The following is a 15,881-nucleotide window of genomic DNA, read 5'->3' as shown; positions in this document are numbered from 1 at the left end:
AACTCATCGGCACTGGATCACGCAAGCACCTCTGACCGCGCCCTCGGGAACACCTGCTGTGTTCATCGGACGCGGCCTAGAAATCACGTGATCACGGAACGTGCGTGTTCCGATCAAGCAGCTTGCGTTGACTTCTTCTTCAACACAAATCCCAACACCACCGCAATCGCGTACGCCACCCAGATGGCAGCGACAATCCGGAAGGACAAGGGATCCTCCGCCATGTACTTTTCGTACACGGCAACGCCAGCCGCAGCGGTCGCTCCGATGACAGCCAATCCCATGAACACGTTCCAAGTCAAACGGTGCCCGCCGGTGGGGCGATCATCACCCAAAATCTCGCGGCTGTTCATCATCAGGAAGAACGTGAAATACGCGATCGGCAACAACATCACCGCGAAGGTGCTGGCCAGAATCGCGAGCCAGAACTTCTTGTCAGGGTCCGTCCAAAGCTCCACCCAACTCGCTCCCGAGGCACCTGCGATCAACACGCCGATGATGAAAATCGTTTGGCTGTTCGGACGTCCAAACATTTCGCGAATCGCGTAGCCGTTGATCAACATCAGAATGATGATCGTGGAGAAACCCATTCCGAAAACGCCCAAACCGAAGATCAATTTGGCGGATTCGTCCCCCAACAACGGTGCGAGTGTCTGGGAAAGCTCGAACGCGTTGCGTTTGACCAAGGCCGCGGCAAGTCGCTTTTCTTCTTCCGGAAGTTCCGCGACCATTTGCAGTTTGGCGACTTCAGCCGTCGCTGCTGCTTCCGCCCCCAGACCCGCGTCGACGCGAGCGATCAAATCGCCCTTCACCTTTTCGTACAGCGGCGACTGCTGCATCACCTGCAGGTCAGTCGATGCCAATTGCTCGTCAATTTTATTGTGAAACGACGACGCCGAAGCGATCACGACGCAGCTGGTCACCAAGACAAAGGGAATCGCCATGCCGGTCGAAAGGTCAAACCGAGCCAGTCCACGGAAGGTCTTGTCCCAACCACGCGCCAGCATGGAATAAGGCAACAGGAAGGTCATGTTGATCCCGACGGCGGTCGCAATGGCTGAGATCATCACGCTTCGCTGAGTGCCCATCAGACGATGCGTCCAAAACGAGCTGCCTTCGGGAGAAAGGTTCGCGACCGTTTCACGGAGGTCACCAGCCGGGCGAACAAACTGAGTCAGGTCAGGAACCAGACCCGCGAAAATGCTGGCAAAATCGAGTTGGCCCTTTGCCAACAGCAAGATCGCGACGCCGAAGAAGCAGATCACGACCATCCCGATCAACGTCTTCAGGAAGATGTCAAAAATCTTCGCGGCCCGGCCCTGCTTGGTGTTCAGCAGCACGATGAAACCCGCGGCAAAGAACAGAACCATGGTCACGATCCAGCGAGCCGAACGCGAATCGCCCAGCCCCTCGCCTCCACCGAGCGTCAACAGATTCTTGTCGAGCGCGTCGTAGCAAAGACTGAACTGGGGCATGCAAAAGATCATGTTCGCCAGCACGGTCGCGATGATCCATCCCCAACCAAGTGCGGGGTTGATCTCGTTGTTGATCGCTTCAAACGGTCGACGACCAGTCGAAAGCGTCACGTAACTGATCGCCGACAGCATCACCACGCCCAAGATGATTGCAACGAGTTGCAGCCACAACATGCTGGTCCCACCCATCACTCCCAGGAACAATGACCCTGCGAGCGATCCACCACCGAGCGTGATGGCAGATTGCAACCACCCGGGGCCCGAGAGCTTGATGTAGGTGCCCAGCGTTTTGCCTTCCGCTTGGGCTTTTTGCAGCATCGCACGATCGGCGAGGACTTTGTCGCTGATCACAGCATCGCCACCGGTCAGAGGGTTGGCTTCGGTGTGGGAGGTGGGGTTCGATTCAGACATGCGCGGTCACGAGGCGGGCGGGAGGTAGGAAACTGGCAAGATAATACCAGCGATGAATCACGCGTCGTTACCCCCTAGCGGCACAGAATCAGTCATACTGGCAAAGAACCATAGAAGTTGAGATCAGGTCCTGACGGTTTCGGGCAAAGAATCGGCCATACGAAGCCTCCGCGGCGGTCTCACTTCGCAATCGGAACACCAACCTGACTTCTGGTTTCGCGAGTCCACTTCGCATTGCCATTGCCGCTTTGAAGCCGCGGTCCCGCCTGACAATCCGCCTTCCCCGACCTCCCACCGGTTTTTTGACATGAATCTGTTCGCGTTCATGACTCGCCCCACCTCAGTGTCCTGCACAGCCGCATTGGGCTGGGCAGCACTGCTTCTCGGATGGCTTGCCAGTCCCGTCGTCGCACAGGAAACACCTTCCAAGCTCGAAGACACTCACGTCGGCTGGGAATCGCACCAGATCACCGACCAATTCTTCGCCGAAGGCTCTGCTGTCGGTGATCTGAACGGTGACGGCTTGAACGATCTGGTGTACGGGCCGGTGTGGTTCGAAGGCCCCGACTTTCAAGTTCAAAATTCCCTCGCAGAACCGAACGTGGTTCCGGTGATGGGATACAGCCAACACTTTTTCTCCCACGTTTGCGACGTCAACCGGGATGGCCGCCTCGACGTGATCTCGGTCGGTTTTCCTGGCCGCAACGCAACGCTGTACATCAACCCAGGTGAGTTTGACGCCCGTGGCGACGCGCCAACCTGGGCTGCTCACACAATCGCCCCACGGGTCTCAAACGAATCTCCCGCCTGGGTGAATTTGATTCCTGGTGGGTTGCCGGAACTCGTGTGCGCCCGTGATCGAGCCTATGGCTATTACACGGCGGACTCCTTGGAGGACCCGACTCAGCCTTGGAAATGGGTCCCAATCTCGGAACCCGGCACGGCAATCGAACCGTTCGGGCATGGGCTGGGCGTCGGCGACATCGATGGTGACGGGCAGCAGGACATCATCGACCGCCAGCACTGGTGGAAACACCCGGACACCGACGACTCGGCAACGGAACCCAACTTGTGGCAGCGACAAACTTGGATTGCCCAACCGTACGGTGGGGGAGGTGCTCAAATTCATGTGCACGATTTCGATGGCGACGGTGATTCCGACTTGGTCACGTCCAAGAATGCGCACGGGTACGGACTGGCGTGGTTTGAACAAACCGTCGCCGGGCAGTTTGTCGCCCACGAAATCAGCGGCGAATCGTCGATGCACAATCCACACGGGTACGCCACATCCCAAATGCATGCCTTGGAATCGATCGACGTCGATGGCGACGGACGGCGTGACATCGTGACCGGCAAACGCTACTTCGCCCACGGCGGCAAAGACCCTGGCGGCCTGCAAGCTCCCTTGGTCGTTTGGTTTCGCAACGTGGAGAGCGACCAATCTGGCGGCATCGAATTCATTCCCCACGTCATTCACGAAACCGCCGGCGTGGGCGTTGAAGTCATCGTCACTGACATCAACGGTGACGGCCGCGTGGACGTTTTGGCAGGAAACAAAAAGGGCCTGAGCGTCCATTTCCAAACCGACCTCAGCGACGTCCCCCAAAACAAACGGCCCCACGTCGCGGAACGTTGGCGAACCCCGAAGCTCCCGCAAACAGAATATGCAATTGGTTTGAGTCCTGAAGAGTCGGCCCAGCACATGAACCTGCCCGACGGATTCGAGGTTGATGTTGTTGCCAGCGAACCGGAATTGGTCCAACCCATCGCGATGTGCTTCGATGATCGTGGCCGGATCTGGATGATCGAAGGCAACACGTATCCCACGAAGGCTCCTGAAGGCGAAGGCAAAGACCGCATCCTGATCCTCGAGGATTCCAATGGCGACGGATCATTCGAAACCCACAAAGTGTTTGCCGAAGGTGTGAACCTCGCCAGCGGGATCGAAGTCGGTTTCGGAGGCGTTTGGATCGGTGCGGCTCCTGAGCTGTTGTTCTATCCCGATGCGGATCGCGACGACGTGCCAGACGCGGAACCAACCGTGTTGCTGGATGGATGGGGATACCAGGACACGCACGAAACCCTCAACAGCTTCACTTGGGGAATGGATGGGTGGCTGTACGGTTGCCATGGGGTCTTCACCCATTCCAACGTCGGCAAACCTGGCACTGCCAAAGAAGATCGCGTTCCTTTGAACGCAGGCGTGTGGCGATATCATCCGGTGCGACACGAATTCGAGGTGTACGCGCATGGAACCAGCAACCCGTGGGGAGTCGACTTCAACGAAGACGGCGATTGGTTCGTCAGTGCTTGTGTGATTCCGCACCTGTTTCATCTGTCGCATGGTGGAAGGTATTTCCGCCAGGCGGGCCAGCACTTCAACCCGCACACCTATGACGACATCAAAACCATTGCGGATCACCTTCACTACGGTGATGGCACGTTCCAATCCGCCAATTCAGCGAACCGGGTCGATCGCGAATTGGTACGCCGCACCGTCGCAACCACGTCGATGGTCGGCGGCGGGCATGCGCATGCCGGTTTGACGATTTACCAAGCCGATGAATTTCCGGCTCACTACCGTGGTGAACTGTTCTTCCACAACTTGCACGGCCACCGAATCGTTCGCGAACACCTCGAGCCAGAAGGTTCCGGGTACATCGGTCGGCACCGCCCTGATTTCATGATGTCACACGACCACGAACAGATCGGCGTGGGGATCATGCAAGGCCCCGACGGAGCCCTTTACACATCGGATTGGCACGACGACCAAACCTGCCACCACCGTGACCATGAAATCTGGGACCGCACCAACGGTCGCCTCTTCCGAATTCGCTACGGGGACCTGCAACCGTATCGCTTTGACCTGTCGACACAAAGCCTCGATCAACTGGTTGAGAACCTGCAACATCCAAACGCGTACTTCGTGCGTCAGTCGCAACGCATTCTGCAAGAACGCGCCGCAGCGGGAACGCTCGATCGAGCTCAACTCGCTTCCAAACTGACTGCGTTGTTGCGAGCTGAGCTGCCGCGTCGGCATCGACTGCAAGCCGTATGGACGGCCTGGACATCAGACCTGCTTCCGGTCAACGGTTCGCAAAGTTCAAACGCAGGTCGCGTTGCAACCGATCTCACCACGCTGTTGGACGACAACGATCCCCTGATTCGCGGATGGGCAGTCCAGTTGATTGGTGAGGAACAACCGACCTTGTCGACGGATCTGCTTGCAAAACTCCAGCGCATGGCGGATTCCGAAACGTCACCGGTCACCCGTCGTCACCTCGCGTCGTTTCTGCAGCGCATCCCAGAATCGCAACGCCTCGGTATCGCACGTGGACTGCTCAAGCACGGCATCGACCAAAACGACCGCAACCTGCCTTGGTTGATTTGGTACGGCATCGAACCGGTCGTCGACGTCGACCCCGCCGGAGTGATGAGCGTTGTTTCCAATGGCAACTGGAATCAGTTGCAACGGTTCGTGACTCGTCGCACGGCGACGACACCCGAGGGAAGGCAAGCCTTGGTGAAATCGATCGGGAACAAAATTGAGGGGATGGCCAAGGACGGAAGCGTCAACAATCAATTCGACTGGATGCTGGAGGAATTGTTGCAATCGGCGCGGAGTCGCGGCGGTGTCGTGATGCCAGACGCGTGGCCTCACGTTTCTCAGCTGCTTCGGGAACGAGCCTCGGCGACCAGCACGAGGGATTTCGTCGGTGCCTTGGCAATTCAATTTGGGGACGCATCGGCACTTCCCGAGTTGCGCAAGATTCTGACCGATCCTTCCCAAGCGGCTTCGGCTCGCTTGGATGCCATGCGACTGCTCACGCAGGCCAAAGATCAAGAACTCGGTGAAGTCATGCTGGAATTGATCGACGATCGCGAAATTGGCTCCCGAGCTGTTCGCGGTCTCGCCTCGTATGACTCACCGAAGATCGCTCCGCTGCTGATCCAACGATTTCAAGATTGGTCCCCACAAAAGCAGTCCGATGCGTTAGCCACCCTGACTTCGCGGATCGATTCCGCGATTCAGTTGATCGCCGCGATGGAAGAAAACGTGATCCCACCAACAATCGTTCCGGCGTACGCGATCCAAAATGTGCTGTCGTTGCCGTTCACAGACGACTCCGCGCGCAAGCGTTTGGAAGCGGCTTGGGGACGCATTGGATCGACGAGTGAACAAGCCAAGCAAATGCACGAAAAGTATTCCGGGTTGCTGACGCCTGCCTCACTCGCGTCGGCCAACCGCGCCGAAGGCAAGAAGCTCTACGAAACCAACTGCGGCAAATGCCATCGTCTGTTTGGCGAAGGCGAACCGATTGGCCCCGACCTCACCGGCGCCAACCGCAGCGACGTCAACTACTGGTTGGAAAACATCCTGCAACCCAACGCGGTGATTGGCAACGCCTATCAGATGACGACGTTCTTGCTGGCAGACGGAAGAGTCGTTTCTGGATTGGTTCGCTCGCGGAATGAAGACGCGGTGACGGTTCAAACGCCCTCCGAGATCACCGTGTTGTCACTCGATGACGTTGAGATCGAAAAGCTCTCGGAAACATCGCTGATGCCCGAAGGCCAACTTGAACCGATGTCACCCAACCAAGTCCGTGACCTGTTTGGCTACCTGATGAGCCCGGGTCCTGCCTACAGCCGGGAGTGGGCAATTGAGGCGGAAAGTCTGATTCGTTCCGCCGATGTCAAAGGTGGTCAAATTCAAGACCAAAATATGAAGCCATTCAACGATCAATGGTCGGCCGACAATCACCTGTGGTGGACCGGCGGACAGGTGGGATCGACGCTGACATTGAATGTCCCCCATCAGATCAATGGTCCCGCCGAGATTCAAATGCACCTGACCGGGGCGATTGATTACGCCACGTTGTCACTGAAAGTCAACGAACAATCGGAGAAGTCATTCGACGGTTACTCCCGCGACGTCAAAGTCATGCCTGCAGTCACGTGGGAACGAGTCGAATTGACGCCCGAAAAACCCGTGACGATACAAATCAAGATCACTGGCAAAAACGAAAAAGCGATCGCACGTTGGATGGCCGGAATCGACACCGTTTCCATCCGCCCCCTGCACTGACCCCAAATCGCCCCAGCCAACCGCCGCGAACCCCGTGCAGCTCACACCCCCAACGTTCCAACCAACAACAACCTCGCCCCGCACCACACGCCAACCACCGCGAACGCCGTGCATCGCACAAAACCAACGCCCAAGTGAGCCGACGGCCGTTAGGCCCGGTTGCCACCCCAACATCCAAACCACCCAACATCCAAACCACCCAACATCCAAACCACCCAACATCCAAACCACCCAACATCCAAACCACCCAACATCCAAACCAACCCAACATCCAAACCAACCCAACATCCAAACCAACCCAACGTTCCAACCAACAACGACCTCGCCCCGCACCACACTTAACCGCGGCTAACGCCGTGCGGCTCACAAAACCAACACCCACGTGAGCCGGCGGCCGTTAGGCCCGGTTACCAACCCAACATCCAAACATCCACAACGTTCCAACCAACAACGACCTCGCCCCGCATCACGCCAACCGCGGCTAACGCCGTGCATCGCACAAAACCAACGCCCACGTGAACCAACGGCCGTTTGCAACGATCACCCACACTCAAACGGGCCAAACGGTTCGTTCGAATGAATCGTCTGCGGCGTAATCCGTTTCGCCAACAAACAGTCGCCCTGCGTTGGGGCACTTGGCTTGATCTTCCGAACTGAAGTTTTCAACGGCGGTCGTGATGATCAATTTCAATTTGCCTTCCTGAGGCACCAATGCCGGACACGTGTTTTGTGGCGACCCTGGTGTTTGCCACACGATGCGAAGCTCACTGCTCGCCAGATCGTAAAGACGAGTCTCACCGTGCTCCGCCACTCCGGGATGAAAAATCGCGACAATGATGCCGGTTCCATCGGGCGTCAGAATCGCACCGTCGGGGACGCCCGGGTCGCTCGTCAGATCCAACACCACGCGAGGCTCACCCATCGTTCCGGCGGCAACGTCCAACGAATATTCCACGATCGTCCGTGTCGGCGAATCGATGTCGATCAAGAACAAATTGCCCGCATCGTCTCGACGGATCATCTTGCCGTTGCTGCAGATTTGATCGTCACGTAGGCGGATCAGCTTTTGATCGCTCCCCCGGTACAGGTACAAGCCCGCCTTCTTTTCTGCGAACGCCAAGTCCTTCGTTCCGAAAATCAGGTTGTCTTCGAATGCCAAGCCATCGTTGATGATCGTGTTGGTGACGTCGTCGTCCACGCCCTCGCAGAACGGCGTCCACTCACCTGAGTTGGTGTCGAAGATCCCCAGCGAACGTTCGACACCAGCAACGAACTTGCCCGGCGTTTGACACTGGAACGCGAAACCGGGACGTCCCGGCAAATCAAACGACTGGTTCGCTTGCGTGGCAAGCTCCAACACGTTGATGCTGCCGTGAGTCACATCGGCACCGTGTTGGATTCCAACCCAAGACAATTTGCCGTCGCCCACCATCGCCATCGGACCTTCTGGCAGAAAACGCAAGGCGTCGCTGTCGGGGACATTCAGTGGGGTGGCAACGCGAGTCTCGGGTGCGGGCGACATATCGATCTTCAAATGCGAGTTGACAGGTACGAAAACGACGGATTGTAGGAAGCTCGGACAAGATCAACCACCGTCAGCAACACCTGTTCTCGGAACCCCTTTCGGTCCCGACTTCAGATTCCCATCTGTGCCAACATGTCCGCGACACGGCCCGCGTTTTCGGTCAGCACCGGATACGACTCACGAAAATGTTCGACCTGCGTTTTCCAACGCTCGGCCAGCGTCGCTGAATTCACATCTTGCTCATCCAGCGTTTCACGAATCTCGTCGAGTTCGGATTTGAGTCGTTCGATTTCAGCGGGGTCCAGATCGTCAATGTCTGCGAGTTGTTCATGAAGGTGAGCAATCGCAGCGTCCAATTCGCTTCGCATGATGGGGTCTCGATCTTTGGTGGGAGGTCATGTTCATTGCTGGAAGTCCAACCGTCGTCGCGTCTCCTCTGACAAGCAATCTCTCCAACGCTCCAACAAGTGTGGTTGGCGAAATCCATCGCTCCGTGAGAACAAACGAGGTCTTCAATCGTTATTGTATCGTTCGCAACTCTTCTTGGCGGAAGTGGTGACCATGCGAATGTCTGACGTCCAGCTCCGTGACAACTCTCCGCCGAATGGGTCCCTTCAAACAGCCCATGCTCACGGAAGTTGAAACGATTCGGGGGAATGAACCGTTCAATCGGAACCACCGACTGAGTTTTGGGAGCACAAACCGCCTCAGGGGTGGTGCGACGGGCGTCAGCGTGGATTATTCTGATCCGTACCCACTCGACTTTTCTCTCCTTCCGTGGTTGTTTCATCGATGATGCGTCCTGCTGAACTGTTGGCTCCTCGAACTTGGCTCTTCTGTGTGGGTCTTGTTCTCGCTTCTTTGGTTTTGTTCGGGACGTCGCCCACGACCAGCTTCGCTCAAGACGATGCGATGGCGGAGTTCGGCGAAGATCCTGTCGCGGAACAACCTGCCGAGCCGGCTGGTCCCGGTGCCGCGGAGCAACCCGTTGGTGACGCAGGGGCAGCCAATGCAGGCGGTGGCAACGCCAACACGGCTCCTCCAGCCGCTGATCAATCACTCTTGGCATGGGTCTTTGAATCATTGGGGGCCGCCTACCTGATCGTCTTCTTGGCGCTGTCAGTGACGCTGGTGTCTCTGTTCGTCATGAACATGTTGGCAGCACGACGCGACACGCTGTGCCCGACGGAATTGGTCGAAGAGTTCAGCCAACGCATTGCGGCCAACGACAACCAAGGTGCTTATGACCTCGCGAAAGCCGACGAGTCCGTGCTAGGTCAGGTTCTGGCGGCCGGGTTGGCGAAGGTCAGCAAAGGATACAGCAAAGCAATCGAAGCGATGCAGGAAGTCGGCGAAGAGGAAAGCATGAAGCTTGAGCACCGTCTGAGCTACATGGCCTTGATCGGCAACCTGTCGCCCATGATCGGATTGTTCGGAACGGTTCAGGGGATGATCTCCTCGTTCCAAGTCATCGCGACTGGCGGTTCAACGCCCAAACCATCTGATTTGGCGGCCGGTATTTCGACCGCTTTGTTCACCACGCTGGTTGGCCTTGCCGTCGCGATTCCCGCGATTGCGGCCTACAACATTCTTCGCAACCGCGTCGCTCGACTGCTGCTGGAAGTCGGCGTGGAAAGCGAAAACCTGATGAGCAAGTTTGAAGACCTGTCGCCTAAGTCCGGAGCCCGTGGCTGATGCGAGTCAAACGCACCGAAGTCGACATGGCGGAAGGTGACATGACGCCGATGATCGACATGACGTTTCAGTTGATCGCCTTCTTCATGGTCCTGATCAATTTCGCTCAGACGGAAGCCAACGACAACGTGGTGTTGCCGAACAGTCGCTTGGTCAAACCGCCCGAAGTCGCGCTTGAGTTTCCGATCATCCTGCACGTCGGTGCAGACGGTCGAGTCTTTTTGGGCGGCGACGACTACACCGCTGAAACACTCCGCATTGGGCTGGACCGGGAATTGGCTGTGGTTCGTGCCGAAGGCAAAGCTGTCAGCGATGCCAACGTGATCATCCGCGGTCACAAAGATGTCGCCGCTGGTGAGGTCCAAGAGATCATCCGGGTCTGCCAGGATTCCAAGCTGGAGAACTTTGCCTTGCGGGTCAAAGAGGATCGCTCATGAAGATTCGCAACCGCGAAACCAGCCAGGGCACTGAGCTGAACATGACCAGCATGATTGACATTGTCTTTCTGCTGCTGATCTTCTTTGTGATGACGTTCAAAATTGTCGAGATGGAAGGCGACTTCAGCATCAAGATGCCGCTGGCCGGTCAGGGCAGCAGCAGCCTGGATCCAACCGACCTGCCGTTGAAACTGCGACTTCGATCCGACGCCGCAGGATCCTTGGCTGGGATTGAACTGAATGACATTCAGATGGGCAATGACGCGACCAGCTTCGACAAACTGCGTGCGAAGGTCGTTGGGATGATCGGTTCGTCAACGCCCACGGAGGTCGAAGCGGGCGAGGGGCCGGAAATCGAAATCGACACGGACTACAACTTGCGGTACGAATACGTGATTCGGGCGATCACCGCGGTCAGTGGTTACAAAGACGGCGATCAGGTGGTCAAATTGATCGAGAAGATCAAATTCGCCAAACCGCGGCGTTGATTCGCGATTGGCAGAACCATCCGTGAAGCCGTTTTGATACTGTTGCTCGTTGATCCTGTTACTCGATAACTACGACTCCTTCGTTCACAACGTGGCGCGGTATCTCCGCGTTGCCGCTCGTCGGAACCGCACTGGCAACAACCTGCCAATGGACGACGAGCCCGGAAAAGGGCTGCGGACCCAGGTCGTCCGCAGCGACTCGCTGACGGTCGAACAAATCGTCGAAATGAGACCGAGTGCGATCGTGATATCGCCCGGTCCCCACGGCCCCGAGTCCGCGGGTTGTTCTCTCGAAGTGGTCCGGCAACTCGCCGGCCGCATTCCCATTTTGGGAATCTGCCTGGGGCATCAGACGATCGCGGCGGCCTATGGAGCCAAAGTCGTGGTCGGCCCGCCGATGCACGGGATGGCGGTCCCCATCCGGCACCGTGGCGTCAGCGTTTTTGCAGGCTTGCCATCGTCGCTCGAAGTGGGACGGTATCACTCGCTCCGTGTTGATGCGACCACCTTGCCGGAGTCTTTGGAAGTCACCGCCTGGTCCGCTGACGATCCCGGCCTGGTGATGGGATTGGCGGATCACGACCGCTGTGTGCACGGGGTTCAGTTTCATCCCGAATCGTTGTTGACCCAAGATGGACTGGCGATGTTTGAACACTTCATCGGCTTGGCTCAACGTCATCAGCCCGATGAGCAACCGCTCACCCGCAGTTCAAGGTTTCAACGCAGCCCACTGCCAACCGTCTCAATCTCGCCGACCAAAACCGGCGGAGGCGTGAATCCATGATTTTGGAATCACTCGTCACCACATTGGACGCACAGGGTCGCGTCAACCTGGCTCCGCTGGGGCCAATCGTGCATCCCTCTGCTTCCGCTGAGGGCTTGCCCACGTTTTTACTGCGGCCCTACCAGGGTTCCACGACCTGCACGAATCTTCTCGACAATGGCAACGCCGTCATTCATGTGATCGACGACGCCTTGCTGATCGCTCAAACGGCAATTGGAAAGGTCGATGCATCGGAGTTGGTCATTCCCGTGCCTGGACTGGAAAGCTCGCACGTTCGGCTGACGCACTGCCATCGCTGGTTCGCGATTCGCGTGACGCACCGTGCCGGCACACCGCCCAGACATGAACTGACAGCGAGCTGCTTGGATTCCCAGATCGTGGATCCCTTCTTTGGATTCAATCGTGCCAAACATGCGGTGATCGAAGCGGCAATCGCCGCGACCCGTTTGCATCTGTTGCCGGACGAACAAATCTCAGAAGAACTCAGACGTGCCGCGATCGCCGTTGAGAAGACAGGCGGCGACGACGAACGAGAAGCGTTGCAACTGATTGAACGACACGTGCGAGAGACGAAGGTCTCATGAGCGTCGAAGTTCAAACGGGAGCACGCCTGCACTTTGGATTGCTGGACGTCGCACCGCCGTTTGGCGGTTGTGGGGTGATGATCGATGGCCCGCCCACCCGTGTTCGCGTGAGTGCAGCCTCCGCCTTCGCATCGGACGTTCGACATCACGACCGAATTGCGGGAATCGTCCAGCGTTGGCAACAGATGACCGGCAACGCCTCGCCTCCGGCGGTTGCCATCGAAGTCCTTCACGCCGCTCCGTCGCACCATGGTTTGGGAAGCGGGACTCAGCTGTCACTCGCCATTGCCGATGCCTTGCTGAAACAAACATCCGGTGAAACGCCCGCTCGAGAGCAAGTCCTCCAACTGGCCAACCGAGGCCGGCGGAGCGCCGTTGGTTCGCATGGATTCTTTGAACCCGGTTTGATCGTGGAAGGTCTCGACCGCCAACGATCGAGAGGAACCCAACTCAACCCAATCGACCAGCGAATCCAACTTCCTGATGCATGGCGGGTTGGTGTGGTGTTGATGGACGAAGTGTCCTCCGCGGAAACCATCAGCGGCGACGAAGAACAACAACAATTCGACGCGTTGCAACCGGCGCACCCTGATGATCGTTCACGACTCGTTGGAATGCTCACCGAAGAGATGATCCCCGCGATCGCGAGAAAGGATTTCTCGAGATTCGCAGACGCCGTGACCCAGTACAACCGATCCAGTGGCGAACTGTTTGCTCCAGTTCAAGGCGGTCCCTACAACGGCGATGCCACAACGCGGCTGATTGAACAATTGATCGCCGTTGGATTGCACGGCGTTGGACAGAGCAGTTGGGGCCCCGGTGTGTTCACTTGGTTTGAAACGGAGCAGGCTGCTCAACAAGCCGCACTGAATTGGAGAGAACGATTCCCCGGAACACGCTTGCTCGTCCAACGCCCACTCGGCAATGCCAATTCTCTCGGGCGCCCAAAGGCCTGAGAAAAGCACAAACCGTCCAATGCTAAGGAACCGGATGGTTTGCAACTTTCGCTGGAATCGAAGTCGGGAAATTGATTCGGGACAATCCCGAAGGATGCGAACTTCGATCGCCCCCCTGCGGTTATGAGACGGTCGTTGTTTGACGTTGATGTTCGTACAACGCGATTCCGGCGGTGACGCTCAAATTCAAACTTCGGACTTGTTCTCTCATTGGCAACCGCAATGCTCTCGGATCATGGGGCTTCAAAATTGTCGCGGGCAACCCACTGGTTTCGCGGCCGAACACCAACACATCTCCCAACGCAAAATCGGCTTCCCAAACGGTCCGCTTGGCGAACTTTGAAAAGAAGAAGAACCGTTCCGGATCCAGTTGCTCACACAGAGCCTCCCAGGACGGGACCGGTTCCCAGTCCAGGTACTGCCAGTAGTCCAACCCGGCTCGACGCAATCGCTTTTCATCGAACTGAAACGAAGCTGGTTCGACGATCCACAGTTTGGCACCCACTGCCACGCAGGTGCGACCGATATTCCCCGTGTTCTGGGGGATTTCCGGTTGATAGAGGACGACGTGGGCAGGCGTTACGGCGGATAAGGGTGGACTGTCGGACATCAACGGCACATTTCAGCGATTGGCGGTCAGCCGCAACATCAGCGACTTGGAAATGACTATCCTACGAGGACTTCGGATATTGTCCCACCTCCATTGTGAGGTCACGTCTGAAACCCTGCCTGATTCTTGCCCACCTCCTTCGAACACTTTGATGCCAACTGGTTCATCATGCCGACTCGGCCTGCCTCCAGCGTCATTGGCCGTTCCATTGCCCCAACGGTTCCCGCCTTCGTCGTCGCACATTGGCGAGCAACCATGCATGAACGACACGTCGCCACGCGTGCGTTCGATTGACTCACTTCATCCTGGTTACCACTTCAACGTTGCAACATGAAATTCCACTTCAACCATCGCTTGCCGCTTTGCGTGGCCTTGTGCCTTGCCGCCCTCACGACTTCTCATGCCCAAGACACCACCGACGCCAAGTCAGGCTGGACAGCTTTGTTCAACGGCAAAGACATGACGGGATGGCACGGCCAACCCCACTTTGACCCTTACAAACTCGCCGAACTGTCCGAAGAAGAACGTGCGGCGAAGATCGAAGCATGGACCGCAGACGCCAAGCAACACTGGTCGATCGAAAACGGCGAATTGGTCAACGACGGTCACGGGGCTTACCTGACCACGGACGAAAACTTTTCGGACTACGAGTTGAAATTGGAGTACCGCACCGTCGCCAAAGCTGACAGTGGCATCTACTTGAAAGGCACCCCGCAAGTCCAGATTTGGGATTACACCGACGAGGGCAAATTCAACATCGGATCCAACCTGGGCAGCGGAGCGTTGTGGAACAACTCCCCCAAGGCCCCCGGCAAAGACCCATTGGTTCTCGCTGACAAGCCCTTTGGCGAATGGAACACCGTTCACATCATCCAGGTCGGTTCACGCACGTCGGTGTGGCTGAACGGAAAGCAAACCGTCGATCACGCCATCATGGAAAACTACTGGCGGCGTGACGAACCATTGCCCGCCTCCGGCCCCATTCAATTGCAAACGCATGGCGGTGAAATCCGCTGGCGAAACCTCGAAGTGCGTCCATTGGGAACCGAAGAAGCCAATTCGATTTTGGCCGCCCACCACAACGACGGCTTCGTCTCCGTGTTTGATGGCAAAACCCTTGATGGCTGGATCGGAGCGGTCAACGATTACGAAGTCACCGAAAACGGTTCCGTCCAATGCCAAAAGGGACGCGGTGGCAATCTGTTGACCGAAAAGGAATACAGCGACTTCTCCGCCCGCTTGATGTTCCGTTTGCCAGCACGCGGCAACAACGGCCTGGCGATCCGAGCCCCCAAAGAAGGCAACCCGGCCTATGCGGCGATGACCGAACTGCAAGTCCTGGACAACGATCACCCCGCCTACGCCACGTTGGATGAACGCCAGTACCATGGTTCGGCCTATGGCATGGCGGCTGCGACCCGCGGCTACCTGCGTCCCACTGGCGAGTGGAACTTCCAACAAGTCACCGTGATCGGACCGACGATCCGAGTGGAACTCAATGGCAACGTGATCCTCGATGCCGATGTCTCCAAGGTGGAAGACTACATGGCAGGCAGCGCTCACCCAGGCAAGACTCGCACCTCCGGCCACTTCGGATTCGCCGGTCACAACGATCCGGTCGAGTTCAAAGACATCTCGATCCGCGAAGAAAACTGATCGGTCGATTCGCGATCTCTGAAAACACTCGAAACCCCGCGTGCCGATTCGTTGCAGGCGGGGTTTCTGTTGCGCCGTCGGAGGGGCAACCTTGTCCCGATCCACACCACCCCCGATTGAGGTGACAACATTCGCCTCCTACTCGGACTCCCGATACCCTCCCATTGCAAT

12 protein-coding genes are annotated in these 15,881 nt (G+C 57.3%); 8 read left to right on the top strand and 4 right to left on the bottom strand.

The annotated features are described in order from the left end of the window. Positions 1–113: 113 nt before the first annotated feature. Positions 114–1,886 (bottom strand): divalent metal cation transporter, encoded by a 1,773-nt coding sequence (locus UH5x_RS03370; protein WP_482634707.1) that lies wholly within the window; start codon positions 1,884–1,886, stop codon positions 114–116. A 307-nt stretch (positions 1,887–2,193) separates the two neighbouring features. Between UH5x_RS03370 and UH5x_RS03365 the strand changes: the two genes are divergently transcribed. Further along, on the top strand, positions 2,194–6,975 hold the full coding sequence (locus UH5x_RS03365; RefSeq protein ID WP_482634706.1) for a PVC-type heme-binding CxxCH protein: 4,782 nt from the start codon (positions 2,194–2,196) through the stop codon (positions 6,973–6,975). 550 nt (positions 6,976–7,525) lie between these two features. On the opposite strand, the gene UH5x_RS03360 is transcribed toward UH5x_RS03365, so the two are convergent. Both UH5x_RS03360 and UH5x_RS03355 read right to left on the bottom strand, forming a co-directional pair. Beyond that, complete coding sequence (locus UH5x_RS03360) at positions 7,526–8,497, bottom strand: SMP-30/gluconolactonase/LRE family protein (RefSeq protein WP_482634705.1); 972 nt, start codon at positions 8,495–8,497, stop codon at positions 7,526–7,528. 113 nt (positions 8,498–8,610) lie between these two features. After that, positions 8,611–8,868 carry a DUF4404 family protein gene (locus UH5x_RS03355; protein ID WP_047815408.1) on the bottom strand — a complete coding sequence of 86 codons (258 nt, stop codon included), beginning with the start codon at positions 8,866–8,868 and terminating at the stop codon, positions 8,611–8,613. A 424-nt stretch (positions 8,869–9,292) separates the two neighbouring features. On the opposite strand from UH5x_RS03355, the gene UH5x_RS03350 reads away from it, so the two are divergent. Genes UH5x_RS03350 through UH5x_RS03325 form a run of 6 tightly spaced genes read left to right on the top strand, consistent with a single transcriptional unit; the run spans position 9,293 to position 13,444 of the window. Further along, complete coding sequence (locus UH5x_RS03350; protein WP_047815406.1) at positions 9,293–10,195, top strand: MotA/TolQ/ExbB proton channel family protein; 903 nt, start codon at positions 9,293–9,295, stop codon at positions 10,193–10,195. Next, positions 10,195–10,632 (top strand): ExbD/TolR family protein, encoded by a 438-nt coding sequence (locus tag UH5x_RS03345; RefSeq protein WP_047815405.1) that lies wholly within the window; start codon positions 10,195–10,197, stop codon positions 10,630–10,632. Before UH5x_RS03350 ends, UH5x_RS03345 begins: the two co-directional genes overlap by 1 nt. Then, positions 10,629–11,120: an ExbD/TolR family protein gene (locus tag UH5x_RS03340; protein ID WP_047815404.1), complete on the top strand. Its 492-nt coding sequence runs from the start codon at positions 10,629–10,631 to the stop codon at positions 11,118–11,120. Before UH5x_RS03345 ends, UH5x_RS03340 begins: the two co-directional genes overlap by 4 nt. Before the next feature lie 49 nt (positions 11,121–11,169). After that, positions 11,170–11,904, top strand: coding sequence for an anthranilate synthase component II (locus UH5x_RS03335; protein WP_482634704.1), 735 nt, complete (start codon positions 11,170–11,172; stop codon positions 11,902–11,904). Next, on the top strand, positions 11,901–12,488 hold the full coding sequence (locus UH5x_RS03330; RefSeq protein ID WP_482634703.1) for a DUF447 domain-containing protein: 588 nt from the start codon (positions 11,901–11,903) through the stop codon (positions 12,486–12,488). Before UH5x_RS03335 ends, UH5x_RS03330 begins: the two co-directional genes overlap by 4 nt. Next, positions 12,485–13,444 (top strand): GHMP family kinase ATP-binding protein, encoded by a 960-nt coding sequence (locus UH5x_RS03325; protein WP_482634702.1) that lies wholly within the window; start codon positions 12,485–12,487, stop codon positions 13,442–13,444. Before UH5x_RS03330 ends, UH5x_RS03325 begins: the two co-directional genes overlap by 4 nt. Before the next feature lie 121 nt (positions 13,445–13,565). Here the strand turns inward: UH5x_RS03325 and UH5x_RS03320 are convergent, their stop codons facing one another. Continuing rightward, positions 13,566–14,054: a tRNA (cytidine(34)-2'-O)-methyltransferase gene (locus UH5x_RS03320; RefSeq protein WP_482634701.1), complete on the bottom strand. Its 489-nt coding sequence runs from the start codon at positions 14,052–14,054 to the stop codon at positions 13,566–13,568. 330 nt (positions 14,055–14,384) lie between these two features. On the opposite strand from UH5x_RS03320, the gene UH5x_RS03315 reads away from it, so the two are divergent. Next, complete coding sequence (locus tag UH5x_RS03315) at positions 14,385–15,710, top strand: 3-keto-disaccharide hydrolase (protein ID WP_482634700.1); 1,326 nt, start codon at positions 14,385–14,387, stop codon at positions 15,708–15,710. Positions 15,711–15,881 lie beyond the last annotated feature (171 nt).

The organism is Rhodopirellula sp. UH5, assembly GCF_056839225.1.
This window is presented reverse-complemented; position numbering and strand designations above follow the sequence as displayed.

Bases quoted from the DNA above. Each gene is read 5' to 3' on its own strand.
- UH5x_RS03350 (WP_047815406.1), top strand. From the start codon at position 9,293: ATGATGCGTCCTGCTGAACTGTTGGCTCCTCGAACTTGGCTCTTCTGT.
- UH5x_RS03330 (WP_482634703.1), top strand. From the start codon at position 11,901: ATGATTTTGGAATCACTCGTCACCACATTGGACGCACAGGGTCGCGTC.
- UH5x_RS03345 (WP_047815405.1), top strand. From the start codon at position 10,195: ATGCGAGTCAAACGCACCGAAGTCGACATGGCGGAAGGTGACATGACG.
- UH5x_RS03320 (WP_482634701.1), bottom strand. From the start codon at position 14,054: ATGTCCGACAGTCCACCCTTATCCGCCGTAACGCCTGCCCACGTCGTC.
- UH5x_RS03315 (WP_482634700.1), top strand. From the start codon at position 14,385: ATGAAATTCCACTTCAACCATCGCTTGCCGCTTTGCGTGGCCTTGTGC.
- UH5x_RS03360 (WP_482634705.1), bottom strand. From the start codon at position 8,497: ATGTCGCCCGCACCCGAGACTCGCGTTGCCACCCCACTGAATGTCCCC.
- UH5x_RS03365 (WP_482634706.1), top strand. From the start codon at position 2,194: ATGAATCTGTTCGCGTTCATGACTCGCCCCACCTCAGTGTCCTGCACA.
- UH5x_RS03355 (WP_047815408.1), bottom strand. From the start codon at position 8,868: ATGCGAAGCGAATTGGACGCTGCGATTGCTCACCTTCATGAACAACTC.
- UH5x_RS03340 (WP_047815404.1), top strand. From the start codon at position 10,629: ATGAAGATTCGCAACCGCGAAACCAGCCAGGGCACTGAGCTGAACATG.
- UH5x_RS03325 (WP_482634702.1), top strand. From the start codon at position 12,485: ATGAGCGTCGAAGTTCAAACGGGAGCACGCCTGCACTTTGGATTGCTG.
- UH5x_RS03370 (WP_482634707.1), bottom strand. From the start codon at position 1,886: ATGTCTGAATCGAACCCCACCTCCCACACCGAAGCCAACCCTCTGACC.